The sequence below is a fragment of the Pseudomonas orientalis genome (assembly GCF_022807995.1).
Classification (GTDB): Bacteria; Pseudomonadota; Gammaproteobacteria; order Pseudomonadales; family Pseudomonadaceae; genus Aquipseudomonas; species Aquipseudomonas orientalis_B.
Genome location: NZ_CP094351.1, coordinates 3,794,468 through 3,820,040, shown reverse-complemented (window position 1 = coordinate 3,820,040; position 25,573 = coordinate 3,794,468). Strand labels below are relative to the sequence as shown.

At 60.6% G+C, this 25,573-nt stretch carries 20 protein-coding genes, 4 tRNA genes and 1 pseudogene; 20 read left to right on the top strand and 5 right to left on the bottom strand.

What is annotated here, in order from left to right; translation table 11 throughout:
- The first annotated feature begins 69 nt into the window (after positions 1–69).
- Both MRY17_RS16950 and MRY17_RS16945 read left to right on the top strand, forming a co-directional pair.
- Entirely contained in the window at positions 70–1,131 is a 1,062-nt protein-coding gene (locus MRY17_RS16950) for a M4 family metallopeptidase (RefSeq protein WP_181284923.1), read from the top strand.
- Positions 1,132–1,159: 28 nt separating this feature from the next.
- A complete protein-coding gene (locus MRY17_RS16945) occupies positions 1,160–1,459 on the top strand; it encodes a protealysin inhibitor emfourin (RefSeq protein WP_124433403.1) in 300 nt (99 codons plus the stop codon).
- 514 nt (positions 1,460–1,973) lie between these two features.
- Here MRY17_RS16945 and MRY17_RS16940 read toward each other — a convergent pair.
- Complete coding sequence (locus MRY17_RS16940; RefSeq protein ID WP_181284486.1) at positions 1,974–3,365, bottom strand: aldehyde dehydrogenase family protein; 1,392 nt, start codon at positions 3,363–3,365, stop codon at positions 1,974–1,976.
- 104 nt (positions 3,366–3,469) lie between these two features.
- On the opposite strand from MRY17_RS16940, the gene ptrR reads away from it, so the two are divergent.
- Positions 3,470–4,342 (top strand): putrescine utilization regulator PtrR, encoded by an 873-nt coding sequence (gene ptrR, locus MRY17_RS16935; RefSeq protein ID WP_243353951.1) that lies wholly within the window; start codon positions 3,470–3,472, stop codon positions 4,340–4,342.
- Positions 4,343–4,511: 169 nt separating this feature from the next.
- Here the strand turns inward: ptrR and MRY17_RS16930 are convergent, their stop codons facing one another.
- Positions 4,512–4,721 (bottom strand): hypothetical protein, encoded by a 210-nt coding sequence (locus MRY17_RS16930; protein WP_191952029.1) that lies wholly within the window; start codon positions 4,719–4,721, stop codon positions 4,512–4,514.
- A 100-nt stretch (positions 4,722–4,821) separates the two neighbouring features.
- Positions 4,822–6,018 (bottom strand): amino acid aminotransferase, encoded by a 1,197-nt coding sequence (locus MRY17_RS16925; protein ID WP_191952028.1) that lies wholly within the window; start codon positions 6,016–6,018, stop codon positions 4,822–4,824.
- Between the two features lie 342 nt (positions 6,019–6,360).
- Here MRY17_RS16925 and uvrB point away from each other — a divergent pair, with 342 nt between their 5' ends.
- From uvrB to MRY17_RS16865, 12 genes and pseudogenes are all read left to right on the top strand, one after another.
- A complete protein-coding gene (gene uvrB, locus MRY17_RS16920; RefSeq protein WP_191952027.1) occupies positions 6,361–8,376 on the top strand; it encodes an excinuclease ABC subunit UvrB in 2,016 nt (671 codons plus the stop codon).
- Positions 8,377–8,582: 206 nt separating this feature from the next.
- A complete protein-coding gene (gltX, locus tag MRY17_RS16915; RefSeq protein WP_181284485.1) occupies positions 8,583–10,064 on the top strand; it encodes a glutamate--tRNA ligase in 1,482 nt (493 codons plus the stop codon).
- Positions 10,065–10,211: 147 nt separating this feature from the next.
- Positions 10,212–10,287 (top strand) — tRNA-Ala (locus MRY17_RS16910).
- Between the two features lie 78 nt (positions 10,288–10,365).
- Positions 10,366–10,441: transfer RNA gene (locus MRY17_RS16905), tRNA-Glu, on the top strand.
- A gap of 49 nt (positions 10,442–10,490) precedes the next feature.
- Positions 10,491–10,566 (top strand) — tRNA-Ala (locus tag MRY17_RS16900).
- A 78-nt stretch (positions 10,567–10,644) separates the two neighbouring features.
- Positions 10,645–10,720 (top strand) — tRNA-Glu (locus MRY17_RS16895).
- Positions 10,721–10,902: 182 nt separating this feature from the next.
- Positions 10,903–11,442, top strand: a complete 540-nt coding sequence (locus tag MRY17_RS16890; RefSeq protein ID WP_124424338.1) for a TetR/AcrR family transcriptional regulator — start codon at positions 10,903–10,905, stop codon at positions 11,440–11,442.
- Positions 11,432–11,599 (top strand): annotated as a pseudogene (locus tag MRY17_RS16885) (alpha/beta hydrolase); the annotation flags it as partial. The gene MRY17_RS16890 and the pseudogene MRY17_RS16885, both read left to right, overlap by 11 nt.
- Before the next feature lie 72 nt (positions 11,600–11,671).
- On the top strand, positions 11,672–12,106 hold the full coding sequence (locus MRY17_RS16880; protein WP_057721526.1) for an acyl-CoA thioesterase: 435 nt from the start codon (positions 11,672–11,674) through the stop codon (positions 12,104–12,106).
- 55 nt (positions 12,107–12,161) lie between these two features.
- Positions 12,162–13,121 (top strand): tRNA dihydrouridine synthase, encoded by a 960-nt coding sequence (locus MRY17_RS16875; protein WP_181285659.1) that lies wholly within the window; start codon positions 12,162–12,164, stop codon positions 13,119–13,121.
- A 381-nt stretch (positions 13,122–13,502) separates the two neighbouring features.
- A complete protein-coding gene (locus MRY17_RS16870; RefSeq protein WP_192062923.1) occupies positions 13,503–14,672 on the top strand; it encodes a hypothetical protein in 1,170 nt (389 codons plus the stop codon).
- A gap of 256 nt (positions 14,673–14,928) precedes the next feature.
- Positions 14,929–15,711, top strand: coding sequence for a hypothetical protein (locus tag MRY17_RS16865; protein ID WP_191955804.1), 783 nt, complete (start codon positions 14,929–14,931; stop codon positions 15,709–15,711).
- Positions 15,712–15,776: 65 nt separating this feature from the next.
- Here the strand turns inward: MRY17_RS16865 and MRY17_RS16860 are convergent, their stop codons facing one another.
- Together MRY17_RS16860 and MRY17_RS16855 are read right to left on the bottom strand one after the other, a co-directional pair.
- Positions 15,777–19,055 carry a PAS domain S-box protein gene (locus MRY17_RS16860; RefSeq protein WP_243352536.1) on the bottom strand — a complete coding sequence of 1,093 codons (3,279 nt, stop codon included), beginning with the start codon at positions 19,053–19,055 and terminating at the stop codon, positions 15,777–15,779.
- 66 nt (positions 19,056–19,121) lie between these two features.
- A complete protein-coding gene (locus MRY17_RS16855; protein WP_181283085.1) occupies positions 19,122–20,012 on the bottom strand; it encodes a LysR family transcriptional regulator in 891 nt (296 codons plus the stop codon).
- A gap of 139 nt (positions 20,013–20,151) precedes the next feature.
- On the opposite strand from MRY17_RS16855, the gene leuC reads away from it, so the two are divergent.
- From leuC to asd, 5 genes are all read left to right on the top strand, one after another.
- Positions 20,152–21,570, top strand: coding sequence for a 3-isopropylmalate dehydratase large subunit (leuC, locus tag MRY17_RS16850; protein WP_181283086.1), 1,419 nt, complete (start codon positions 20,152–20,154; stop codon positions 21,568–21,570).
- Between the two features lie 10 nt (positions 21,571–21,580).
- A complete protein-coding gene (gene leuD, locus MRY17_RS16845; protein WP_243352535.1) occupies positions 21,581–22,222 on the top strand; it encodes a 3-isopropylmalate dehydratase small subunit in 642 nt (213 codons plus the stop codon).
- A gap of 129 nt (positions 22,223–22,351) precedes the next feature.
- The gene (locus MRY17_RS16840; protein ID WP_181283087.1) at positions 22,352–23,116 is read left to right on the top strand and encodes a class I SAM-dependent methyltransferase; all 765 of its coding nucleotides are present in this window, start codon (positions 22,352–22,354) and stop codon (positions 23,114–23,116) included.
- A 53-nt stretch (positions 23,117–23,169) separates the two neighbouring features.
- Complete coding sequence (gene leuB, locus MRY17_RS16835) at positions 23,170–24,252, top strand: 3-isopropylmalate dehydrogenase (RefSeq protein ID WP_243352534.1); 1,083 nt, start codon at positions 23,170–23,172, stop codon at positions 24,250–24,252.
- Positions 24,253–24,316: 64 nt separating this feature from the next.
- Complete coding sequence (gene asd, locus MRY17_RS16830) at positions 24,317–25,429, top strand: aspartate-semialdehyde dehydrogenase (protein WP_057721535.1); 1,113 nt, start codon at positions 24,317–24,319, stop codon at positions 25,427–25,429.
- Positions 25,430–25,573: the final 144 nt, after the last annotated feature.

The following is a 25,573-nucleotide window of genomic DNA, read 5'->3' as shown; positions in this document are numbered from 1 at the left end:
GCGGCAAACCCGCGTCTATCCTGAAGTCGTCAACCGGCCGTTCACCACACGCCAAAAAGGAGCCAGCTTATGTGTGTTCGCCACCCGCGAAATCCGATTTTCTGCCTGATCCCGCCGTACATGCTCGACCAGATCGCGCGCCACGGTGACAAAGCCCAACGCGAGGTTGCGCTGCGTACGCGCGCCAAGGACAGCACGTTCCGCTCGTTGCGCATGCTCGCCGTGCCCGCCAAAGGCCCGGCCCGCATGGCGCTGGCGGCGGGCGCCGAGAAACAGCGCTCGATCTACAGCGCCGACAACACCGACAGCCTGCCCGGCAAGCTGATCCGTGGCGAAGGGCAACCCGCCAGCGGTGATGCCGCGGTGGACGAGGCCTACGACGGCCTGGGCGCGACCTTCGATTTTTTCGACCAGGTGTTCGACCGCAATTCCATCGACGATGCCGGCATGGCGCTGGATGCCACCGTGCACTTTGGCCAGGACTACAACAATGCGTTCTGGAACTCGACCCAGATGGTCTTTGGTGATGGCGACCAGCAGTTGTTCAACCGCTTCACCGTGGCCCTCGACGTGATTGGTCATGAACTCGCCCACGGCGTCACCGAGGATGAAGCCAAGCTGATGTACTTCAACCAGTCCGGTGCGTTGAACGAGTCAATGTCGGATGTGTTCGGGTCGCTGATCAAGCAATACGCGTTAAAGCAGAAGGCCGAGGACGCCGATTGGCTGATCGGCAAAGGGTTGTTTACCAAAAAGATCAAAGGCACTGCATTGCGCTCGATGAAAGCCCCCGGCACCGCATTTGATGACAAATTGCTGGGCAAGGACCCGCAGCCGGGGCATATGGATGACTTTGTGCAAACCTATGACGACAACGGTGGCGTGCACATTAATTCCGGCATTCCCAACCATGCGTTCTATCAGGTTGCCACCCGGATTGGCGGGTTCGCCTGGGAGCGTGCCGGGCGTATCTGGTATGACGCCCTGCGTGATTCGCGGTTGCGGCCGAACTCCGGTTTTTTGCGTTTTGCGCGCATCACCCACGATATTGCCGGCCAGCTTTATGGCGTGAACAAGGATGAGCAGAAGGCGGTCAAGGACGGTTGGAAAGCGGTCGGTATCAACGTCTGACACGCCGCCAGGGCGGTGAGGAACAGCCATGCGAATCTCGATCAAGGAAAACGGCGGCCCGGCGTTCTTTCCGGGCTTGGCCAAACCTCGCAGTGTCGAGCTCGATGCACTGCCCGAGCAGGATCAGCAAGAGTTGCGGCAACTGATCGAGCAGTCGAAGTTTTTCCAGTTGCCGCAAAGTACTCGACCGTCCGGCAATCCGGGGCAGGTGCATTACACGCTCACCGTGACCGAGGGCGAGCGTGAACACACGGTGTGTGTGTTGGCGCCGGTGAAGTCGCAGGCACTGGATGGGTTGGTGCAGTGCGTGCGGCGGCATATTCGCTGATTGCTTAAAAGTCGGATACGACCCCCTCCAGGGTTGCCTAGGTCCAAATGTGGGAGGGGGCTTGCCCCCGATAGCCATGGGTATCTACATAACTCTGTAGTGGTCGACGGTAATCACGATGCGAAGCGAGCTGCTCTTGATCTTGATCTGCTTTTGATCTTAGGCGCCCCGTTAAACCACGCTGGCCGGAATTCGACAGTGATTTGGGGGGTAAACCGGCAGGGATGCCGGTTTAGCCGCCCCGCGCCATGGATGGCGTGTGGCGGCGGCCCCCCAAATCAATGGCGGATTACGGGCACACCGAGCCTAAGCGAGGTGCCGAGTGGTGGGGCAAGAGCGTTTTGCTTACTTTTGCGCTTTTCAAAAGTGAGCCGCTGTAAAAGCGGAACCCATAGCAGCCTTTACCGCAGAAACGGATATGTACTCGGTCCAATCCAACACCTTGGTCGGCCCAGAGGCCGCCATCGGGGGCAAGCCCCCTCCCACATTTGATGTGTGTTGAAGCTATAGCTGTTTATTGACGGTCAAGCCACACCGTCTGTGCATTACAGAACTCGCGCACGCCGAAGTGCGACAGTTCGCGTCCGAATCCGCTTTTCTTCACGCCACCGAATGCGACGCGCGGATCGGAGACGCTGTAGGCGTTGACGAAGATCCCACCGGTTTCCAGCCGGTCGGCGATGTTCCGCGCTTTGGCCGGGTCGGCGGTGAAGATACTGGCGGTCAGGCCGAATTCGCTGTCGTTGGCCAGTGCCACCGCATGGTCGGCGTCGCGGGCGGTGATGATGGACGCGACGGGGCCGAACAGTTCCTGTTTGAACGAGGTCATCTGGTCGGTGACGTCAGCCAGTACGGTCGGCTCGTAATAGTTGCCTGCGTCAGCCACCTTGTTGCCGCCCAGCAGCAGGGTTGCGCCTTCTTCGAGGGTGGCCTGGACCTGGCCGTGCAGCTCATCGCGCAGATCGAAGCGTGCCATGGGGCCGATGTAGGTGGCAGGCGAGGTCGGGTCGCCCATCACCAGGTTGCGGCTGGCTTCGACGAATCTGGCGGTAAAGGCTTCAACCACACCTTCCTCGATGATCAGGCGCTTGGCGGCGGCGCAGACCTGGCCGCTGTTCTGAAAGCGACCGATCAGCGCGGCCTGTACGGCGGCGTCGAGGTCGGCGTCGTTGAGCACGATGAACGGGTCGGAGCCGCCCAGTTCCAGCACGCACTTCTTCAATGCCGCACCGGCCTGGGAGCCGATGGCGATACCGGCGCGCACGCTGCCGGTGAGGGTGACGGCGGCGATGCGTGAGTCGGCGATGGCGCTGGACACACCCTCTGTGGTGACGTTGATGACCTCGAACAGGCCTTCAGCAAAGCCGGCCTTCTGGAACGCCTGCTGGATCAGGTAGGCGCTGCCCATCACGTTCGGCGCGTGTTTAAGCACATAGGTGTTGCCGGCGAGCATCGTTGGTACGGCGCCGCGCAGCACTTGCCACACCGGGAAGTTCCACGGCATCACGGCGAGGATCGGCCCCAGCGGGCGATATTCGATCCGCGCGTTGCCGTTGTCCACCAGCGTCGGCTCCGGCGCGAGCATGGCGGGGCCGTGCTGCGCATACCACTCACTGAGCTGGGCGCATTTCTCGATTTCGGCACGGGCCTGGGCGATGGGTTTGCCCATTTCCAGGGTAATCATCTGCGCCATGGCTTCGGCCTGGTCACGCAGGGCGCTGGCCAGTGCCGACAGCAACTCGGCGCGCTGCCCTACGGGCTGGCGGCGCCAGGTGCGGAAGGCAGCGGTGGAGCGGTTGAGCGCGGCATCCAGCTGCGATTGGCTTTCATACGCGTAGCTGCCAACGGTTTCGCCATTGGCCGGGTTGATCGACAAGGCGTGGGTCTGATGAGCAATAGCGTTCATGGCACCGTCCTGCTGGGGTGATGGGATGGAGGCCAGCGTACGGTGCTGGATCTTTTCTGGAAACTGAATAATATTAAGCAATACATTCACGAATGGAGAACGAATTGGATTTGGTGCAGTTGGAAATCTTTAAGGCCGTTGCCGAACAAGGCAGCATCAGCGCCGCTGCGCAGTTGATTCACCGGGTGCCGTCGAACCTGACCACCCGGATCAAACAACTCGAGCGGGATCTGGGCGTGGAGTTGTTTATCCGCGAGAAAAGCCGCCTGCGCCTGTCACCGGCCGGGTGGAATTTCCTTGGCTATGCGCGGCGTATTCTCGATCTGGTCCAGGAAGCCCGCGCCACGGTGGCGGGGGAGGAGCCTCAGGGCGCCTTTGCCCTCGGCTCGCTGGAAAGTACGGCGGCGGTGCGTATTCCCGCGTTGCTGGCAGCGTATAACCAGCAGTACACCAAGGTGGAGCTGGACCTGAGCACGGGACCGTCGGGCACGATGATCGAAGGCGTGTTGTCCGGGCGGTTGACGGCGGCCTTTGTCGATGGCCCGGTGCTGCATTCCACGCTGGAGGGCGTGGCGGTGTTTGAAGAGGAGATGGTGGTGATCGCGCCGCTGCACCATGGGCCGATCACGCGCGGGCAGGATGTGTCTGGCGAGAATATCTATACCTTTCGCTCCAACTGCTCGTATCGGCATCACTTCGAGCGCTGGTTTTCACAGGACGGTGCGGTGCCGGGCAGGATCTTCGAAATCGAGTCCTACCACGGCATGCTGGCGTGCGTCAGTGCCGGGGCAGGGCTGGCCTTGATGCCGCGCAGTATGCTGGAAAGCATGCCGGGGGCTGCGGCGGTGAGCGTGTGGCCGTTGAGCGATACGTTTCGGATTCTGCATACCTGGCTGATCTGGCGCCGAGGCACGGTGTCGCAGAGCTTGAACAGCTTCGTAAAACTGCTGGAAGAACGCGGGCTTGCAGCAGCCTGAATCGAATGTGGGAGGGGACTTGCCCTAATCTTGTAGGAGCGAGCTTGCTCGCGAAAAACGTCAACGATAACGCGTAATTCCTGGATAAACGCGGTGGCTGTGAGTTTTTCGCGAGCAAGCTCGCTCCTACAACATCGGGGGCAAGCCCCCTACCACATTTCGCTCTTGATCAGCCGCCGAACTGGAAGGTGCCCATGGCCAGCTTGGCCATGATCGCCGTGGCGCCCAGTTGCACCAGCCACAACGCCAGGCCACCGATAAACACCCCCAGCGCCACTTGCAGCACCAGGCTTTTCTGGCGCTTGGCTTGCGGCGCGCGTGGAGCATAGTCGTGCAGTTCGTCGCGGTCGGCGCGCAGGTCCAGATCGTCGTTTCTCATAGGGCTCTCACAGCAAAGGGGCAGTCGGTATGCAGTCTAGTGGGTTCGCCAACAAAAAGGGGGAAGCCCTTGGCTTCCCCCTCGTTCAACGCTGGCAGGTTTACAGCACCTGAACGATTGCCTGTGTGACCGCGGCAATGTTCGACTGGTTCAGCGCCGCCACACAGATACGCCCGGTGTCCAGTGCATAGATGCCAAACTCGCTGCGCAGGCGGGTCACTTGCTCAACCGTCAGCCCGGAGTAGGAGAACATCCCACGCTGGCGACCGACGAAGCTGAAATCGTGGCCGGGAGCAGCCTTGGTCAACTGCGCCACCATCTGCTCGCGCATGCCGCGAATGCGCAGGCGCATTTCGGCCAGTTCGGCTTCCCACTGGGCGCGCAGTTCGGGGTTGTTCAGTACCGCTGCAACGATCGCTGCGCCGTGGGTCGGCGGGTTGGAGTAGTTGGTACGGATCACACGCTTGACCTGGGACAGGATGCGCGCGCTTTCTTCCCTGGAGTCGCCGACGATGGACAAGGCGCCCACGCGTTCGCCGTACAGGGAGAACGACTTGGAGAACGAGCTGGACACAAAGAAGGTCAGGCCCGACTCCGCGAACAGGCGCACCGCGGCGGCGTCTTCGTGGATGCCGTCGCCGAAGCCCTGGTAGGCCATATCAAGGAATGGCACCAGGTTTTTGGCCTTGATCACGTCCAGTACGTTCTGCCAGTCCGCCGGGCTCAGGTCGACGCCGGTCGGGTTGTGGCAGCAGGCGTGCAACACCACGATGGACTGTGGCGGCAGGGCGTTGAGGTCGTCGAGCAGGCCGCTACGGTTTACGTCGTGGGTGGCGGCGTCGTAGTAGCGGTAGTTCTGCACCGGGAAACCAGCGGTTTCGAACAGTGCGCGGTGGTTTTCCCAGCTTGGGTCGCTGATGGCAACCACGGCGTCGGGCAGCAACTGCTTGAGGAAGTCGGCGCCGAGTTTCAGCGCGCCCGTGCCACCCACGGCCTGCACGGTCACCACACGGCCGGCTTCGAGCAGCGGCGACTGATCACCGAACAGCAGGGTTTGCACGGCCTTGTCGTAGGCCGCGATGCCGTCAATCGGCAAGTAGCCACGGGCGGCGTGTTGCGCCACGCGAATGGCTTCCGCTTCGGCAACGGCACGCAAGAGCGGAATCTTCCCCTCCTCGTTGCAGTAAACGCCCACGCCAAGGTTGACCTTGGTGGTTCGAGTATCGGCGTTGAATGCTTCGTTGAGGCCCAGGATTGGATCGCGTGGTGCCATTTCGACAGCGGAGAACAGGCTCATTTTTGCGGCAGCTCTATGGGGGAAGGGAGGGACGTGTCGCGCTCCAGCCGGTTGCACTAGAGCGGTGCACAAACGGGGAGCTAGTATAGAGGCCATCACGGCTGAGGGCGACAGCGGAAACGGCTTTTCGACCAAGTTTTTCGGTTTAATGGCCGACCGTTAGTCTTATTGCAGATTGATCCCGGACGGCAGGTAGGACGATTGCCTTGAAACCCGACACCTTCGTCACCACTACTACGGCTATCATGGTTTTTTCCTGCAACCTGCGATGATTATTCGTGGGTTGCTGAGCTATTTCGTCCCTGGCGGTGTTGAGTCTGGGGTGACTACACGAGGTACGTTATGTCGGATTTCCAGCTCGTCACCCGTTTTGAACCCGCCGGCGACCAACCGGAAGCGATTCGCCAGATGGTCGAAGGCATTGAGGCCGGCCTGGCGCATCAGACGCTGCTCGGGGTGACCGGTTCGGGCAAGACGTTCAGCATCGCCAACGTGATCGCGCAGATCAATCGCCCGACCCTGGTGCTGGCACCGAACAAAACCCTGGCCGCGCAGCTGTACGGCGAGTTCAAGGCGTTCTTCCCGAACAACGCGGTGGAGTATTTCGTTTCCTATTACGACTACTACCAGCCCGAAGCCTATGTGCCGTCCTCCGATACCTTTATCGAGAAGGATGCGTCGATCAACGACCATATCGAGCAGATGCGGCTGTCGGCGACCAAGGCCCTGCTGGAACGCAAGGACGCGATCATCGTGACCACGGTGTCGTGCATCTACGGTCTGGGCAGCCCGGAAACCTATTTGAAAATGGTGCTGCACGTTGACCGGGGCGACAAACTCGACCAGCGCGAACTGCTGCGGCGCCTGACCAGCTTGCAGTACACCCGCAACGACATGGACTTTGCCCGTGCCACGTTCCGCGTGCGCGGCGATGTGATCGATATCTATCCGGCCGAATCCGACCTGGAAGCGATCCGCATCGAGCTGTTCGACGATGAAGTCGAAAGCCTGTCGGCCTTCGACCCGTTGACGGGCGAGGTGATCCGCAAACTGCCGCGCTTCACCTTCTACCCGAAAAGCCACTATGTGACCCCGCGTGAAACCCTGATGGGCGCGATCGAGGGTATCAAGGTCGAATTGGCCGAGCGCCTGGAATACCTGCGCGCCAACAACAAGCTGGTGGAAGCCCAGCGCCTGGAGCAGCGCACCCGCTTCGACCTGGAGATGATCCTGGAGCTGGGCTACTGCAACGGCATCGAAAACTACTCGCGCTACCTGTCGGGCCGCGAGTCCGGGGCGCCGCCACCGACCCTCTACGACTACCTCCCGCCGGATGCCTTGCTGGTGATCGACGAGTCCCACGTCAGCGTGCCGCAAGTGGGCGCGATGTATAAGGGTGACCGTTCGCGCAAGGAAACCCTGGTGGAGTACGGCTTCCGCCTGCCATCGGCGCTGGACAACCGACCGATGCGTTTCGACGAATGGGAGGCCATCAGCCCGCAGACCATCTTTGTCTCCGCCACGCCCGGCAACTACGAGGCCGAACACGCCGGTCGGGTGATCGAGCAGTTGGTGCGACCGACCGGCCTGGTGGACCCGCAGATAGAAATCCGCCCGGCGCTGACCCAGGTCGACGACCTGCTGTCGGAGATCAACAAGCGCGTGGCCCTGGAAGAGCGGGTGCTGGTCACCACCCTCACCAAGCGCATGTCCGAAGACTTGACCGATTACCTGGCCGACCACGGCGTGCGCGTGCGCTACCTGCACTCGGACATCGACACCGTGGAGCGCGTGGAAATCATTCGCGATCTGCGCCTGGGCACCTTTGATGTGCTGGTGGGCATCAACCTGCTGCGTGAAGGCCTGGACATGCCCGAGGTATCGCTGGTGGCGATCCTGGATGCGGACAAGGAGGGCTTCCTGCGCTCCGAGCGTTCGCTGATCCAGACCATCGGCCGCGCGGCGCGAAACCTCAACGGCCGGGCGATCCTGTATGCGGACCGCATCACCGGCTCGATGGAGCGGGCGATCGGCGAGACCGAGCGTCGTCGTGAGAAGCAGATTGCGTTCAACCTGGAACACGGCATCACCCCCAAGGGCGTGTTCAAGGATGTGGCCGACATCATGGAAGGCGCCACCGTGCCCGGCTCGCGCAGCAAAAAGCGCAAAGGCATGGCCAAGGCGGCCGAGGAAAGCGCCAAGTACGAGAACGAACTGCGCTCGCCGAGTGAGATCACCAAGCGCATTCGCCAGTTGGAAGAGAAGATGTACCAGTTGGCGCGGGATCTGGAGTTCGAGGCGGCGGCGCAGACGCGCGATGAGATTGGCAAGTTGCGCGAGCGCCTGCTGACTGTTTGATTTGCGGTGTCTTCATCGGCCTCATCGGGGGCAAGCCCCCTCCCACATTTGACTGTATTCACACATTCAGATGTGTGAACCCCATTCAGTGTGGGAGGGGGCTTGCCCCCGATGGCCGCGCCTCGGTCTCCCGGAATCACCCAAGCTGGTGTTACCATTCGCCCCTTGTTTCAATTTTCAGTTTCATCGCCCATTCGAGACCTGCCATGACCACCGTCCGCACGCGCATTGCGCCATCGCCTACTGGGGATCCCCACGTCGGCACTGCTTACATCGCCTTGTTCAACTACTGCTTTGCCAAGCAGCACGGCGGTGAATTCATCCTGCGGATCGAAGACACCGATCAACTGCGCTCGACCCGTGAGTCGGAACAGCAGATTTTCGATGCCCTGCGCTGGCTGGGCATCACCTGGGCGGAAGGCCCGGACGTCGGCGGCCCCCACGGCCCGTATCGCCAGAGCGAGCGCAGCGATATCTATAAGCAGTACACCCAGCAACTGGTGGACATGGGTCATGCGTTCCCGTGCTTCTGCACCGCCGAAGAGCTGGACCAGATGCGTGCCGAGCAACAGGCCCGTGGCGAGACACCGCGCTACGATGGCCGCGCGCTGCTGCTGTCCAAGGAAGAAGTGGCCGCGCGCCTGGCTGCCGGCGAACCCCATGTGATCCGCATGAAGGTGCCGAGCGAAGGCGTGTGCGTGGTGCCGGACATGCTGCGCGGTGATGTCGAGATTCCGTGGGACCGCATGGACATGCAGGTGCTGATGAAGACCGACGGCCTGCCGACGTACTTCCTGGCCAACGTGGTCGACGACCACCTGATGGGTATCACCCATGTGCTGCGTGGCGAAGAGTGGCTGCCGTCAGCGCCCAAGCTGATCCTGCTCTACGAATACTTTGGCTGGGAACAGCCGCAGCTGTGCTACATGCCGCTGCTGCGTAACCCGGACAAGAGCAAGCTGTCCAAGCGCAAGAACCCGACGTCGGTGACCTTCTACGAGCGCATGGGCTTCATGCCCGAAGCGATGCTCAATTACCTGGGCCGCATGGGCTGGTCGATGCCTGACGAGCGCGAGAAGTTCTCGCTGCAGGAAATGGTCGATCACTTCGACCTGTCCCGCGTTTCCCTGGGCGGGCCGATTTTCGATATCGAGAAGCTGTCGTGGCTCAACGGCCAGTGGCTGCGTGATTTGCCGGTCGAAGAGTTCGCCAGCCGTGTGCAGCAGTGGGCACTCAACCCCGAGTACATGATGAAGATTGCGCCACTGGTGCAGGGCAGGGTGGAGACGTTCAGTCAGGTCGCACCGCTGGCCAGCTTCTTCTTCGCCGGTGGCGTGAATCCGGATCCCAAGCTGTTTGAGTCCAAGAAGCTTTCCGGTGATCAGGTGCGCCAGCTGATGCAGTTGATCCTGTGGAAGCTCGAAAGCCTGCGTCAGTGGGAAAAGGATGCGATCACGGCGACCATCCAGGCGGTGGTGGAGTCCCTGGAGCTCAAGCTGCGTGACGCCATGCCCTTGATGTTTGCCGCGATCACCGGGCAGGCCAGTTCGGTGTCGGTGCTCGATGCGATGGAAATCCTCGGCCCGGACCTCACGCGTTTCCGTCTGCGCCAAGCCCTTGATTTGCTTGGTGGTGTCTCAAAGAAAGAAAACAAAGAGTGGGAAAAGCTGCTGGGCGCTATCGCTTGAGCGAACGGCTGTAACGACCAAACCCCGGTTTTCCGGGGTTTGATCGGTAAGTGATTGTTATCCCGGCAAAAAATTTTGAAAATTGTTGAAAATAAATTTGACACGTTTCGAAACCGCCATTAAGATTCGCCCCGTCCTCACCGATGAGGGGCTATAGCTCAGCTGGGAGAGCGCTTGCATGGCATGCAAGAGGTCAACGGTTCGATCCCGTTTAGCTCCACCAATTTACAGGTTCAAGGTCTGGCCACACCGTCCTTGAATCGATCGGCACTCAGCGCCGATCAGTTGTACAGAAGGTTTTGTCCCCTTCGTCTAGTGGCCTAGGACACCGCCCTTTCACGGCGGTAACAGGGGTTCGAGTCCCCTAGGGGACGCCAGTTTCAACAAGCAGTTCGAAAGGGCTGCTGCGCCGCCAGGCGAAAAATCGGGGCTATAGCTCAGCTGGGAGAGCGCTTGCATGGCATGCAAGAGGTCAACGGTTCGATCCCGTTTAGCTCCACCAATTTACAGGTTCAAGGTTGCGGCCACTCCGTCCTTGAATCGATCGGTCTTTGCACCGATCACTGTACAGAAGGTTTGTGTCCCCTTCGTCTAGTGGCCTAGGACACCGCCCTTTCACGGCGGTAACAGGGGTTCGAGTCCCCTAGGGGACGCCACGATTACCCGCTCTGCGGGATTTTTAAGGGTCATTCAATTATTGAATGGCCCTTTTGTTTGTCTGGCGTTTGGCCAATTCTTTTTCCACTTCCTTTCTTCTGTTCTGACCAATGGTCGTGCTTGTCGCTTGCGCAATATTATTATGGTAATAATATTCAACCCATGAGAGACGGAGGCTTTGATGAGCGATAAAAAAGCGCAAACACGCGAACGCATCCTGCAGGCCGCCAGCGCGGCATTGATCCAGCGTGGCCCGGCTGAGCCGAGCGTCGGCGAAGTCATGGGCGCGGCGGGGCTGACGGTAGGTGGTTTTTATGCGCACTTTGAAAGCAAGGATGCGCTGATGCTGGAGGCCTTCACTCAGTTGCTGGCCAAGCGCCGTGCGGCGATAGAAGACTTGGACACCCAACTGACCGGTGAAGAGCGTCGAAGCCTGGTGGCGGCGTTTTACTTGTCGCGCAAGCACCGCGATTCCACCGGCCAGGCATGCCCGCTGCCGGCGACGGTTGGCGAGATGGGCCGTTTGCCCGACGAGTTTCGTCAGGCATTGAACGAGCATTGCGAGCTGATGACCGCTCAACTGGCGGCCAGCCCGGAAGACACCGACAAGGCCCTGGCCGACATGGCGCTGATGGTCGGCGGCCTGACGCTGGCGCGGGCCCTGGGTCCCGGGGAGCTGTCCGACCGTGTGCTGCGCGCGGCCAAGTCGGCGGTACGCTGAGTTTGCCGGCCTGATTACGCCGCTGGTGGAGAGCGGTTATTCGGTGATTGCACTGGATGGCCCGGCCCATGGGCATTCGCCGGGGCGTGAAGCGCACGTGCTGCTGTTCGCCCGTGCCATGCTCGAGGCAGCGGTTGACTTGCTCTCGCTGCTGGCGAGCTGTCATGTGCAGGAGCGCCAGAGCGCCTGATACACTGCGCCCGCCGACATCAATCGACTGGAGCAAGGCATGGGCTGGGATCTGGCAACGCCGTTCATCATCGACCTGCAGGTCGCCGCCGAGGACATCGACGGCCTTGGGCACGCCAATAACGCGGTGTACGTGTCCTGGCTGGAGCGTTGCGCGTGGCGCCATTCCCAGCGTCTAGGGCTGGACCTCACCGAGTATCGGCGCCTGGACCGCGCCATGGCGGTGGTACGTCATGAGATCGACTACCTGGCGGCCGGCTACGAAGGCGATGAGCTGCAACTGGCCACGTGGATTGTCGACTGGGACCAGCGCCTGAAGATGACACGTCGTTTTCAGCTGGTACGCCCGCGTGACGGTGCGACCTTGCTGCGCGCCCACACCACCTTCGTTTGCATCGAACTGTCCAGCGGCAGGCCCAAGCGCATGCCGGCCGAGTTCATTGAAGGATATGGGCCTGCGCTGACAGGGGGTTAACGGTTGTTGCGGGAAACCCAGTAAACTGCGCCACGATTTTTGTTGAGTGTTATCCATGCAAATTGCTTTGGCGCCCATGGAGGGGTTGGTCGACAACATCCTGCGGGACGTGTTGACCCGCGTGGGCGGTATCGACTGGTGCGTGACCGAATTCATCCGCGTCAACGACCGCTTGCTCACCCCCGCCTATTTTCACAAGCTCGCTCCGGAACTGCTGCAGGGTGCCCATACCGCAGCGGGTGTGCCGCTGCGTGTGCAACTGCTGGGGTCTGACCCGGTATGCCTGGCGGAAAACGCCGCCCTGGCCTGCGAGTTGGGCTCGCAGGTGATCGACCTCAACTTCGGCTGCCCGGCCAAGACCGTCAACAAGTCCCGTGGCGGCGCGGTGCTGCTCAAGGAGCCGGAGCTGCTCAACCGGATCGTCGAGCATGTGCGCCGTGCGGTCCCGGCCCATATCCCGGTCACCGCTAAAATGCGCCTGGGCTTCGACAGTCCGGATGGCGCACTGGTCTGTGCGACCGCGCTGGCCGAAGGCGGGGCCGCGCACATTGTGGTGCATGCACGTACCAAAACCGACGGCTACAAGCCGCCGGCCCATTGGGAGTGGATCCCCCGGGTGCAGGAGGTGGTCAAGGTGCCGGTGTTTGCCAATGGCGACATCTGGAGCGTCGACGATTGGAAGCGTTGCCGCGAAGTCAGCGGCGCCGAAGACATCATGCTTGGTCGTGGCCTGGTGGCGCGCCCTGACCTGGCGCGGCAGATCGCGGCGGCGCGTGCAGGGCAAGAGGTGGTGCAGATGACATGGGCGCAGATGCAGCCCATGCTCCAGGACTTCTGGACCCAATCGGTGGCGCAATTGACTGAGCGCCAGGCGCCTGGCCGCTTGAAGCAGTGGCTGGCGATGCTGACGCGCAACTACCCCGAAGCGGTAGAGCTGTTTACCGCCCTGCGCCGCGAGACCGACCTGGAGCAGGTCAGTCGCTTGCTGGGGATGCCGCATCCGGTGGCTGGCTGAACCCAGGCAATCGAGTTCTTACATCAGACTTCCATAAAGGCGCCAACGCAGGCGCCTTTTTTACGCGTGCGAGTTAACACAACCGTGGGCGAGTAAATACATGGAATATTAACGGCGAGTGACATTCCTACAGAGTATTAGCGCGTGTGACGACACCGGCGTATCGAAAAAGCCATAAATCAAGGCTTGGCGGAAATTGTCCATGAGGCAAAGTCTGATAATGCGCTTTGGTTTCCTTATATGAACTGCGATTTGCGGAACTCGATAGCTCAACTTCCCACGAATGGAGGGACTGAAGCAGTGCTGCTGTTCTCAGTCAATAAAACTATCACTCCCTCTGACCCTTAATCGGTCGGGTTGTATGAAATAAGGAACGTGCGTATGTCTATGTCGATTAACACTCCGCCATTGGTAAAAGTCGATACATCTGCTCTTGAGCAACAAGCGGTTTCGAACAATAAAGTTAATCTCAAACCGACCGCTCAGCCTCTTGGTACAACAACGCTTCAAACGCCATTGCGTCCCGATAATACGGTGGTCACCCCTGAGACCGCTCTGAGACAGTTGTTCGATATGCTTGAAGGTATCTTCAAGGCCATGCGCGACATATTTTCGGGCAAACCACCCGTGAAGCCTGATTCAGGTAAATTACCGATTGAACCGGATACCAGCAAAGAGTTGATCAAGCCGGATACAGGCAAGCTGCCGGTGAAACCGGACAGCAGCAAAGAGCTGATCAAGCCGGATGCGGGCAAGCTGCCGGTGAAACCGGACAGCAGCAAAGAGCTGATCAAGCCGGACGCGGGCAAGCTGCCGGTGAAACCGGACAGCAGCAAAGAGCTGATCAAGCCGGATGCGGGCAAGCTGCCGGTGAAACCGGACAGCAGCAAAGAGCTGATCAAGCCGGATGCGGGCCAACTGCCGGTGAAACCCGATACCAGCAAAGAACTAGTGAAACCGGATGCAGGCGGGCTGCGGGTCCTGCCAAAACCCAATGAGCCTTCGATCAACCTGCCTGGTGGAAATAAACCGCACCCTATGCCGCTGCCTCCAACGGTGCCCAGGCCCGAGATAAGCGTAAACAACGACCCCAAGACAAACGTAAACGTGAGCGTGGTTGTCGGTCATTGCCACTGCCCAGATGGAAAAGTCTCGCCGGACCGCCTGCCGATGCCAAGGGTTTCCACGGATACCAGGCCCCTGCCATCCGTGTTGCCGGATGCCAAACCACAGCCGTCCGTGCTGCCGGACACCAAGCCCCAGCCACCCGTGCTTCCGGGCAACTTCCCAAAGCCTAATGTTCCAACGGATACCAAACCACAACCCCCTGTGTTGCCGGATGCCAAGCCCCAGCCACCCGTGCTTCCGGGCAACTTCCCAAAGCCTAATGTGCCAACGGATACCAAACCGCAACCCCCTGTGCTACCGGACGCCAAGCCAACACCATTGCCCGATGCTCCCACTCCTGACCTGACAAGTCCGGGCCCTGTTGACGACCGATCTGCTGGCAGACATGGGCGCTTTAATCATCGGCTAAGTTCCAGGTTTTAAAGGCAGTCATCGCGTTTCAGTCTTTTTATAAGTGCAGGCATCTTTTCGAAAGTATCTGTCGAAGAGATGCCTGTGCAGGGAGAACTCCATGTCACTCTGTTCAATTAATAACATTGCGCGGGTCATTGATGTAGGGCAGTCACTATCAATTGATGCACTCAGTGCAAGTAATGAAGCCTCTATTGAAGCAAGTGTCAGTCAGGCATCGGTCAAGGTGGCGCCTGATATAACTTATGCCGATGGACCACAACCTTCGATGCCTGTTGGGAACGACTCGCAGGCGATCAATGCAGTGGTAGCTTTATTCACTTCTTTTTTTTCTCAGTTGCTCGCGCTGATCGCTGATAAAAAAGAAAGGAATGTGCCTGACACTGTTCCTTCACCTGTTGTTCCACAGGTAACCCCCCATCCGGTATTACCAAAACCGGATGCCGCAGCAAACATTCCGGGTTTGTCCAACAAGCGCGGCGGCGCGAAGCCCGACAATATCTGGAGTGGCTTTCGCCAGGGCCCTGATGGCAACTGCGTGACGGTGTCGGCCATCAAGGCTGCGATGCACCGATTCGGACAAAGCCCCACGGATATTTTCCAGGAAGTGGCCAAAACCAATGACGGATACCACGTCCTCATGCGCGACGGCTTTCGGCTCACATTGTCCGACCGCGAATTGGCAGAGGGCAGCCGGGGCGCCAAATTCCATGGGCCCGACAAAGGCATGCTCAAGGATGCGCAGTTCCTGTTTGCCGTCAGCGCCAAACGTGCGCAAATGGAAAACAACGATCGCACGGCCGGTCGCAGTTATCAGGCTGCGATTCGTAGCCTGAACAACGGGGAGGACGAAACCGGTCCGGGCGAAGGCTTTCTGCGCCTTGGGTTGAGAAAACATATGAAACGAGTGCAGGTGCGTGATCTGGCCCAGGGACAATTGGGGATGGTGAACCGTACCGGGCATTCGGTGGCGGTCATCAACGGCCGCGAGGAGTTATGGGGAAAACAGGGGCGAGCCCCCACGCATGGTCAGGCCGTCGCACTGATTTGACCATGATGCACCTGGGCAGGGATAACCCAGGGTGCATTTGTTTCCACGCTGCGCTTCAAAAACGCCTATTCCAGCAACTGCCTGAACCCCTCTATCGGCAATGGCCGGCTATGCAAGTACCCCTGATACAAATGACAACCGAGCTTTTGCAGGAACGCCAGTTGCTCCACGGTTTCCACGCCTTCGGCGATCACTTCCAGATTCAAGCTGCGGGCCATGGCGACAATGGCGCGGATGATTTCAGCGTCATTGGGATCGTGAGTTGCGTCGCGCACAAACGACTGGTCGATTTTCAGCGCGTCCACCGGCAAGCGCTTGAGGTAGGTGAGGGAGGAGTAACCGGTGCCAAAATCATCCATCGCAAAGCTTATGCCGAGCTTTTTCAGACGCCGCATTTTCAGCACCGTATCGTCCAGGTTCTGGATCACGATACCTTCGGTGATTTCCAGTTTCAGAAAGCTGTAGGGCAGCAGATGCTGCTTCAGACTGCGCTCAACCCGTTCCACAAAGTCGTTCTGGCGAAACTGCCGGGGGCTGATATTCACGCACAGGCTGAAATTCAGCGGGTCGACCAGGCCCTCGGCAATCAACCGCGCAAATGCGCCGCACGCTTGGTCGAGGATCCAGGTGCCCACCTCCAGGATCAAGCCGCTGTCCTCCAGCACCTTGATGAATTCCCCTGGCGACTGCGCCCCCAGTTGCGGGTGTTGCCAGCGCACCAGGGCCTCGGCGCCGACGATCCTGTTGCCACGCGCATCCACCTGAGGCTGGTAGTGCACGCTGAATTCACCGCGTGACAGGGCCAGGCGCAGGTCGGTTTCCATGCGCAGGCGCTCGCTGGCGGTTTTCTGCATGCTGTTGTGAAACATCTGCGTGGTGTTGCGCCCCGAATCCTTGGCGCGGTACAGGGCGATGTCAGCGCGCTTGAGCAGGTCTGCGGGGGTGGTGCCATGGTCCGGGATCAGCGCCACGCCGATGCTTGGCGTCACCTGCAAGCGGTGGCCGTCGAGGAACATGGGTTCGGAGAGCAATTCGCGCAGGGTATCAGCCAGGGCCTGCACCTGGCCGCTGACTTGCGTGCGTGAGCCTTCCAGGCCGCTGAGCAGCACCACGAACTCATCTCCGCCCAGGCGCGCCACCGTATCTTCCGTGCGCACGCTGGCTTCCAGGCGTGCGGTGACGATTTTCAACACAGTATCGCCCACCGGGTGACCGAGGGAGTCGTTGATGTGTTTGAAGTGATCGAGGTCGAGAAACAGCAGGGCGCCACGCAGGTTGTGGCGCTTGAGCAGGGCGATCTGCTGGCTCAGGCGGTCCATCAGCAGCGCACGGTTGGGCAGGTTGGTCAGCGGGTCGTGATAGGCCAGGTGGCGGATCTGGGCCTGGGCATTTTTCAACAGGCTTACATCCCTGGCGGTCAGCAGCAGGCAGGGCGTTTCATTCAGGGTGATCGGTTCGACCGACACTTCCACCGCCAGCACCTCGCCACCTTTGTTGTGCCATAGCATTTCCAGGTGATGGATGCGCCCCTTGATCTGCAATTCGGCCAATAGCGCGGTGCGCTGGTTTTCATCGGCCCAGATGCCGATCTGGTACAGGGTGAGGCCGATGGCTTCTTCGGCGCGATAACCGGTCAGGCGGCAAAACCCATCATTGACCTCCACGTATCGACCCGTGTCGCGCTCGGTGATCGAAATGGCATCGGGGCTGGAATGGAAGGCTTTGGCGAATTTCTCCTCACTGGCCTTGAGCGCCGCCTCCGAGCGTTGCTGCTGGGTGATATCGCGCAGTGTCGTGACGATGCACGGCTGCTGGTTGACCTTGATCAAACGACTTGAAATCACGCAGGTCAGGGTCTGTCCGTTCTTGGCATGCACCACGATCGCCACATTGCTCAATGACTGCTCGCGAATCACGTGCTCGATGCGTTGCAGGCGCTTGCTTGACTCATCCCACAAGCCAATCTGCTCGACGCTTTTGTCGATCACTTCGGCGGCCGTCCAGCCAAATGTCTGGGTGAACGCCGGATTGATCTCGATAAACTCGCCGCTGTCCAGGCAGGTGACGCAGATAGGGTCGGGACTGGCCTGGAACAGGCTGGCGAATTTCTCTTCGGAAGCGCTCAGGCGTTGCTCGCGTTCCACCTGATCGGTGATATCAAGCAAAGTGCCGGCCATGCGCAGGGGCTTGCCGGATTCATCGCGATACAGACGTGCCCGGCTTTCCAGGTAGCGCACGCTGCCGTCCTCGGCGGGCACGCGGTAGGTCAATTGGTAGTTTCCACCTGGGCCTTCACGCAGGCTGCGGTAGGCATGGCGCATGTCCTCACGATCCTTGTCGGTCATGCCTTCAAAAAACGCATCGAAGGATTCATGGAACGGCTCGCACGGCAGGCCATGGAGCTGGGCGGCACGGGCCGAGCCGTAGAGCATGCCGGTCGGGATGTGCCAGTCCCAGGTGCCCAGTTGCGCCGAGTCCAGCGCCAGGTCCAGGCGCTCCTGGCTGTCCTTGAGCGCTTGCTCGGCGTTTTTGCGCTCGGTGGTGTCAAGAAAGGTGCTGAGCAGATAGGCCTCGCCGTCCAGTTCGACCTTTTGCGCACTGAGCGTGCCATCGTGGATCTGGCCGTTACTGGCGCAGAATTGCACTTCCATGGTGATGGATTCACCTTTGCGCTGGGTGGCCCTGACCAGGTGCGCGCGCTGCTCCGGATCGCGCCACAGGCCCAGCTCCAGCGTGGTGCGGCCAATGACTTGCGCCACCGGCCAGCCGAACAGCAGTTCGAAATGATGGTTGGCTTCGCTGATCCGGCCGTCGGCCTGGCGCGTCAGCAGCACCATGTTCGGGCACAGGTGGAAGAGGGTGGCGAAGCGTTTTTCAGAGTGGCTGAGGGCGTCTTCCCGCTCGCGCTGGTGAGTGATCTCGCGGATCACCCCGATCATTCGGTGCCTGCCGTTTTTATCCGGCACCAGGCTGCCGTTTATTTCCAGCCAGTGCAGGCTGCCATCGGGCCATTGGATGCGGTGATGCATGGCCTGCTCGACCGGTTCGCCGGCCAGCACTGCATGAAACGCCCGCACTACGCGGGCGCGGTCTTCAGGCGCCAGCAGGTCGAGGTAATTGAGGTCGTTGGGCAGTGGCTGGCGCGGGTCGTAGCCAAACAGTGCCTGAGTGCCCCGAGACCAACTGATTCTCCCCGTGCCGATTTCCCAGCACCACGCGCCCAGCCGCGCGGCATTGAGCGCCGACAGCAGTTGCGGGGCGCTGTCCCAGCGTTGTTCCGCCTCTTGTGGGTCCAGGGCGTAGATGCGGGGCAGCGGTGGCACGGAATCAACGGGGTTGGGCATTATTCAAAGGGCCTTGGCTCGATGGGAAGACAGCGCGCTATTCTTTAAACCCGAGGCCGCACATGATCATGCCGGTGTCCCTGGCGGATCGACCTGTGCATCCAACAGGCTCATGAAAGCCCGCGCAGCGTTCGACAGCGTCCTTTCGGTGTGCACGATATAGCCTAGCTGGCGACGCAGCTGTATGCCCGGCAAAGCGATACTTGCCACCTGATCATCCAGCATGGTGCGCGGTAACACGCTCCAGGCCAGGCCGATGGACACCATCATCTTGATGGTTTCCAGGTAGTTGGTGCTCATCGCGATATTCGGCGTCAGGCCCTGGGCCTCGAACAGGCGACTGACAATATGGTGGGTAAAGGTGTTGCCGCCGGGAAACACTGCAGGGTGCCCGGCGATATCGGCCAGGCTGACGGAGCCGTTGCTGATCAGGCTGTGTTCGGGAGCCACCACGAAATCCAGCGGGTCGTCCCACACCGGCGTCGCGCGCACCAGGTTGTGCGGCTCGGGCGCCAGGGTGATGACCGCCACTTCGGCGCGGCCGTGGAGGATTTCTTCGTAGGCCACTTCCGAATCGAGGAATTGAATATCCAACGCCACGCTCGGGTATTGCCGAGTGAAGGTGCGCAGGACCGGCGGCAGACGGTGCAGGCCAATGTGGTGGCTGGTGGCCAGTGTGAGGCGCCCGCTGACTTCGCCGGTCAGGTTGGTCAGGGCGCGACGGGTGTCATCCAGCACATTCAGGATCTGATAGGCACGCGGCAACAAGGCCCGCCCCGCTTCGGTCAAGCCGACTTCGCGGCCCAGGCGGTCGAACAGTCGGACCTTCAATTGTTGCTCAAGGCCGGCAATGCGTTTGCTGATGGCCGGCTGGGTCAGGTGCAAGCGTTCCCCGGCGCCGGAGAAGCTGCCGGTCTCGGCGATGGCGATAAAGGCGTTGAGGTTGGCCAGGTCCATAGTGGTATTCCAGTTGGTAATCCAAAGCATAAAAAATATGAATTTGAGTTATTTAATGTAGCGCCATACCATCAGCCTCACAAGCCAAAGGGTTATTGAAAGCCCGGCGCATAGAAACACCGCTGATGAGGACCGACTGATGGCCGGCAAAACGCTTTACGACAAGCTTTGGGATTCCCATGAAGTGAAACGTCGCGATGATGGATCGTCGCTGATCTACATCGACCGCCACATCATCCATGAAGTGACCTCGCCCCAAGCGTTCGAAGGCCTGCGGCTGGCCGGGCGCAAGCCATGGCGCGTCGACTCCATCATCGCCACCCCGGACCACAACGTGCCCACCACCCCGGAGCGCAAGGGCGGCATCGACGCCATTGTCGATACGGTGTCGCGCTTGCAGGTGCAGACCCTCGACGACTACTGCGATGAATACGGCATCACCGAATTCAAGATGAATGACGTGCGTCAAGGCATCGTCCACGTGATCGGCCCGGAGCAGGGCGCGACCCTGCCGGGCATGACCGTGGTCTGCGGCGACTCCCATACCTCCACCCACGGCGCATTCGGCGCCCTGGCCCATGGCATCGGCACTTCGGAGGTGGAGCATGTGTTCGCCACCCAGTGCCTGGTCGCCAAGAAAATGAAGAACATGCTGGTACGCGTCGAAGGCCAGCTGCCGTTTGGCGTGACCGCCAAGGACATCGTGCTCGCGGTGATCGGCAAGATCGGCACCGCCGGCGGTAACGGCCATGCCATCGAGTTCGCCGGCAGCGCTATTCGCGACCTGTCCATTGAAGGCCGCATGACCATCTGCAACATGTCCATCGAAGCCGGTGCCCGCGTGGGCATGGTGGCGGCGGACGAAAAGACCGTCGAATACGTCAAGGGCCGCCCATTCGCGCCGCAGGGCGCCGATTGGGACGCCGCCGTCGAAGCCTGGAAAGATCTGGTGTCCGATGCCGACGCGGTGTTCGACACCGTGGTTGAACTCGATGCCGCGCAGATCAAGCCGCAAGTCAGCTGGGGCACTTCGCCGGAAATGGTATTGGCCGTTGATCAGAACGTGCCGGACCCGGCTCAGGAAGCCGACTTGGTCAAGCGCGGTTCCATCGAGCGCGCCCTCAAGTACATGGGGTTAAAGGCCAACCAGGCGATCACCGATATCCAGCTGGATCGCGTGTTCATCGGCTCCTGCACCAACTCGCGCATCGAAGACCTGCGTGCCGCTGCCGTGATCGCCAAGGGCCGCAAGGTGGCCTCGACCATCAAGCAGGCCATCGTGGTGCCCGGTTCAGGTCTGGTCAAAGCCCAGGCTGAAGCCGAGGGCCTGGACAAGATCTTCCTCGAAGCCGGTTTCGAATGGCGCGAGCCGGGCTGCTCCATGTGCCTGGCGATGAACCCGGACCGCCTGGAATCCGGCGAGCATTGCGCGTCGACCTCCAACCGTAACTTCGAAGGGCGTCAGGGCGCCGGTGGGCGTACCCACCTGGTCAGCCCGGCCATGGCTGCCGCCGCAGCCGTCAACGGTCGTTTCATCGACGTTCGCGAATTGATCTGAGGAATACCCCATGCGTGCTTTTACACAACACACAGGTTTAGTCGCGCCGTTGGACCGTGCCAACGTGGACACCGACCAGATCATTCCCAAGCAGTTTCTGAAGTCGATCAAGCGCACCGGTTTCGGCCCCAACCTGTTTGACGAGTGGCGCTACCTGGACGTGGGCTACGCCTACCAGGACAACTCCAAGCGCCCGCTGAACAAGGACTTCGTACTCAACGCCGAGCGTTACCAGGGCGCCAGTGTGTTGCTGGCGCGGGAAAACTTCGGTTGCGGCTCCAGCCGTGAACATGCGCCGTGGGCCCTGGAAGAATATGGCTTTCGCAGCATCATCGCGCCGAGCTATGCCGATATCTTCTTCAACAACAGCTTCAAGAATGGCCTGTTGCCGATCATCCTGAGCGATGCCGAAGTGGACGAGCTGTTCCAGCAGGTGGAAGCCAATGTGGGCTACCAGTTGACGGTAGACCTGGCCGCACAGACCGTGACCCGTCCGGATGGCAAGGTGTACCACTTCGAAGTGGAAGCCTTTCGCAAGCACTGCCTGATCAATGGCCTGGACGATATCGGCCTGACCTTGCAGGACGGCGACGCGATTGCGGCATTTGAGAGCAAGCACCGGGCGAGCCAGCCGTGGTTGTTTCGCGATTGAGGTAGGCAGGACCGCCGCTATCGGGGGCAAGCCCCCTCCCACATTTGAATGTATTCGCAGATCAAAAGGCGGGAGGGGGCTTGCCCCCGATGAGGCCAGTGTTAACAACACAAAACCCGAGGAAAGCCCATGACCACCACCGCCCACACCCAAGTCGTGCAAAAACAATTCGGCGAGCAAGCTGCGGCCTACCTGAGCAGCGCCGTTCACGCCCAGGGCACCGAATTTGCGCTGCTCCAGGCCGAACTGGCCGGGCAGGGCAGCGCACGACTGCTGGACCTGGGCTGCGGTGCCGGTCATGTCAGTTTCCATGTCGCACCGTTGGTTAAAGAAGTGGTGGCCTGCGACTTGTCCCAACAGATGCTTGATGTGGTGGCTGCCGCTGCGCAAGATCGCGGTTTCACCAATATCAGCACCGTACACGGTGCCGCCGAACGCCTGCCGTTTGCCGATGGCGAGTTCGACTTCGTATTCAGCCGTTATTCGGCCCACCACTGGAGCGACCTTGGCCTGGCCCTGCGCGAAGTACGTCGGGTACTCAAGCCGGGCGGCGTGGCGGCCTTCGTGGATGTGTTGTCACCGGGCAGCCCGTTGCTGGACACTTACCTGCAAACCGTCGAAGTACTGCGCGACACCAGCCATGTGCGTGATTACTCTGCCGCAGAGTGGATGCAGCAACTGAGCGAATCCGGTCTGCATGTGCGTAACAGCCTGCGCCAGCGCCTGCGCCTGGAGTACACCTCGTGGGTCGAGCGTATGCGCACGCCGGAGGTATTGCGCGCGGCAATCCTTGAGCTGCAACAGGCAATGGGCCAGGAAGTGCGCGATTACTACGAAATTCAGGCCGACGGCACCTTCAGCACCGACGTGCTGGTGGTCTTCGCCCAACGCTGATTGATTTTCCCCGACCTGCCCGCGGGCGGGTCGCTCGATGAAATGAGGAACCCATGAGCAAGCAGATTCTGATTCTCCCTGGCGACGGTATCGGTCCGGAAATCATGGCCGAAGCGGTCAAGGTGCTGGAGCTCGCCAACAGCAAGTACAGCCTGGGCTTCGAGCTGAGCCACGACGTGATCGGCGGCGCCGCCATCGACAAGCACGGCGTGCCCCTGGCCGATGAAACCCTGGACCGTGCCCGCGCGGCCGACGCTGTGCTGCTGGGCGCCGTGGGCGGCCCGAAGTGGGACAAGATCGAACGGGACATCCGCCCTGAGCGCGGCCTGCTGAAAATCCGTGCGCAACTGGGCCTGTTCGGCAACCTGCGCCCGGCCATCCTTTATCCGCAACTGGCCGACGCCTCGAGCCTCAAGCCGGACGTGGTGGCGGGTCTGGACATCCTCATCGTGCGTGAGCTGACCGGCGGTATCTATTTCGGTTCGCCACGCGGTGTGCGCGAGTTGGAAAACGGCGAGCGTCAGGCCTACGACACCCTGCCGTACAGCGAAAGCGAAATCCGCCGTATCGCCCGTGTCGGTTTCGACATGGCCCGCGTGCGCGGCAAGAAGATCTGCTCGGTGGACAAGGCCAACGTACTGGCGTCCAGCCAACTATGGCGCGAAATCGTCGAAGAAGTGGCCAAGGACTACCCGGACGTCGAACTGAGCCACATGTACGTCGACAATGCCGCCATGCAACTGGTGCGTGCGCCCAAGCAATTCGACGTGATCGTCACCGACAACCTGTTCGGCGACATTCTGTCCGACCAGGCGTCGATGCTCACCGGTTCCATCGGTATGCTGCCGTCGGCCTCCCTGGACACCAACAACAAGGGTATGTACGAGCCGTGCCACGGCTCGGCGCCGGACATTGCGGGGCAGGGCATTGCCAACCCGTTGGCGACCATTTTATCGGTGTCGATGATGCTGCGTTACAGCTTCAACCTGGCGGACGCGGCGGACGCGATCGAGAAAGCCGTGAGCCTGGTGCTCGACCAGGGCTTGCGCACCGGCGATATCTGGTCCCAGGGTTGCACCAAAGTCGGGACGCAAGAAATGGGCGATGCTGTAGTCGCCGCGCTGCGGAATCTGTAATCTCTCGGGCCCGCTTGCAGTTGTCGCTGCAAGGCGGCCCACTTTTTAACAAGGTGTAGTTGCGATGAAACGTGTAGGTCTGATCGGTTGGCGCGGTATGGTCGGTTCCGTGCTCATGCAGCGGATGCTGGAAGAGCAGGATTTCGATCTTATTGAGCCGGTGTTTTTCACCACTTCGAACGTAGGTGGCCAAGGGCCGTCCGTGGGCAAGGATATTGCCCCGCTCAAGGATGCCTACAGCATTGAAGAGCTCAAGACCCTCGACGTTATTCTGACCTGCCAGGGCGGCGACTACACCAGCGAAGTCTTCCCCAAGCTGCGCGAAGCCGGCTGGCAGGGCTACTGGATCGACGCCGCCTCGAGCCTGCGCATGCAGGACGATGCCGTGATCATCCTCGACCCGGTCAACCGCAAGGTCATCGACCAGCAACTGGATGCCGGCACCCGGAACTACGTGGGCGGCAACTGCACCGTCAGCCTGATGCTGATGGGCCTGGGCGGCTTGTTCGAGGCCGGCCTGGTCGAGTGGATGAGCGCCATGACCTATCAGGCGGCGTCCGGCGCCGGCGCGCAGAACATGCGTGAACTGATCAAGCAGATGGGTGCGACCCACGCTGCGGTTGCCGATCAACTGGCCGACCCGGCCAGCGCGATCCTGGATATCGACCGCCGTGTGGCCGACGCCATGCGCAGCGAAGCCTATCCGACCGAAAACTTCGGCGTGCCATTGGCCGGTAGCCTGATCCCGTGGATCGACAAGGAACTGCCCAACGGCCAGAGCCGCGAAGAGTGGAAGGCTCAGGCCGAGACCAACAAGATCCTCGGTCGCTTCAAGAACCCGATCCCGGTGGACGGCATCTGTGTGCGTATCGGTGCCATGCGCTGCCACAGCCAGGCGCTGACCATCAAGCTGAACAAAGACGTGCCGATCGCCGATATCGAAGGGCTGATCAGCCAGCACAACCCCTGGGTCAAGCTGGTGCCGAACAACCGTGATATCAGCATGCAGGAGCTGAGCCCGACCAAGGTCACCGGCACTCTGAATGTACCGGTGGGCCGTCTGCGCAAGCTGAACATGGGTAGTCAGTTCCTGGGCGCGTTTACCGTTGGTGACCAGTTGCTGTGGGGCGCGGCTGAGCCGTTGCGTCGCATGCTGCGGATTTTGCTCGAGCGTTGATTGCTTCCCTGCATTGAACAGCCCCGCGTTCTGGTGACAGGCGCGGGGTTTTTTATTGGTCTGTCGGACGCTATCGGGGGCAAGCCCCCTCCCACAGTTGACCGAGTTCCAACCTTGAAATGAGGGCAAATGTGGGAGGGGGCT

What these genes read in the sequence shown, in the direction of transcription:
- MRY17_RS16855 (WP_181283085.1), bottom strand. Translation starts at nt 20,012, where the DNA reads ATGGACCTGGCCAACCTCAACGCCTTTATCGCCATCGCCGAGACCGGC.
- MRY17_RS16860 (WP_243352536.1), bottom strand. Translation starts at nt 19,055, where the DNA reads ATGCCCAACCCCGTTGATTCCGTGCCACCGCTGCCCCGCATCTACGCC.
- gltX (WP_181284485.1), top strand. Translation starts at nt 8,583, where the DNA reads ATGACCACCGTCCGCACGCGCATTGCGCCATCGCCTACTGGGGATCCC.
- MRY17_RS16945 (WP_124433403.1), top strand. Translation starts at nt 1,160, where the DNA reads ATGCGAATCTCGATCAAGGAAAACGGCGGCCCGGCGTTCTTTCCGGGC.
- leuC (WP_181283086.1), top strand. Translation starts at nt 20,152, where the DNA reads ATGGCCGGCAAAACGCTTTACGACAAGCTTTGGGATTCCCATGAAGTG.
- MRY17_RS16840 (WP_181283087.1), top strand. Translation starts at nt 22,352, where the DNA reads ATGACCACCACCGCCCACACCCAAGTCGTGCAAAAACAATTCGGCGAG.
- asd (WP_057721535.1), top strand. Translation starts at nt 24,317, where the DNA reads ATGAAACGTGTAGGTCTGATCGGTTGGCGCGGTATGGTCGGTTCCGTG.
- MRY17_RS16950 (WP_181284923.1), top strand. Translation starts at nt 70, where the DNA reads ATGTGTGTTCGCCACCCGCGAAATCCGATTTTCTGCCTGATCCCGCCG.
- MRY17_RS16930 (WP_191952029.1), bottom strand. Translation starts at nt 4,721, where the DNA reads ATGAGAAACGACGATCTGGACCTGCGCGCCGACCGCGACGAACTGCAC.
- MRY17_RS16940 (WP_181284486.1), bottom strand. Translation starts at nt 3,365, where the DNA reads ATGAACGCTATTGCTCATCAGACCCACGCCTTGTCGATCAACCCGGCC.
- uvrB (WP_191952027.1), top strand. Translation starts at nt 6,361, where the DNA reads ATGTCGGATTTCCAGCTCGTCACCCGTTTTGAACCCGCCGGCGACCAA.
- MRY17_RS16875 (WP_181285659.1), top strand. Translation starts at nt 12,162, where the DNA reads ATGCAAATTGCTTTGGCGCCCATGGAGGGGTTGGTCGACAACATCCTG.
- MRY17_RS16890 (WP_124424338.1), top strand. Translation starts at nt 10,903, where the DNA reads ATGAGCGATAAAAAAGCGCAAACACGCGAACGCATCCTGCAGGCCGCC.
- leuB (WP_243352534.1), top strand. Translation starts at nt 23,170, where the DNA reads ATGAGCAAGCAGATTCTGATTCTCCCTGGCGACGGTATCGGTCCGGAA.
- leuD (WP_243352535.1), top strand. Translation starts at nt 21,581, where the DNA reads ATGCGTGCTTTTACACAACACACAGGTTTAGTCGCGCCGTTGGACCGT.
- MRY17_RS16880 (WP_057721526.1), top strand. Translation starts at nt 11,672, where the DNA reads ATGGGCTGGGATCTGGCAACGCCGTTCATCATCGACCTGCAGGTCGCC.
- MRY17_RS16925 (WP_191952028.1), bottom strand. Translation starts at nt 6,018, where the DNA reads ATGAGCCTGTTCTCCGCTGTCGAAATGGCACCACGCGATCCAATCCTG.
- MRY17_RS16865 (WP_191955804.1), top strand. Translation starts at nt 14,929, where the DNA reads ATGCCTGTTGGGAACGACTCGCAGGCGATCAATGCAGTGGTAGCTTTA.
- MRY17_RS16870 (WP_192062923.1), top strand. Translation starts at nt 13,503, where the DNA reads ATGTCTATGTCGATTAACACTCCGCCATTGGTAAAAGTCGATACATCT.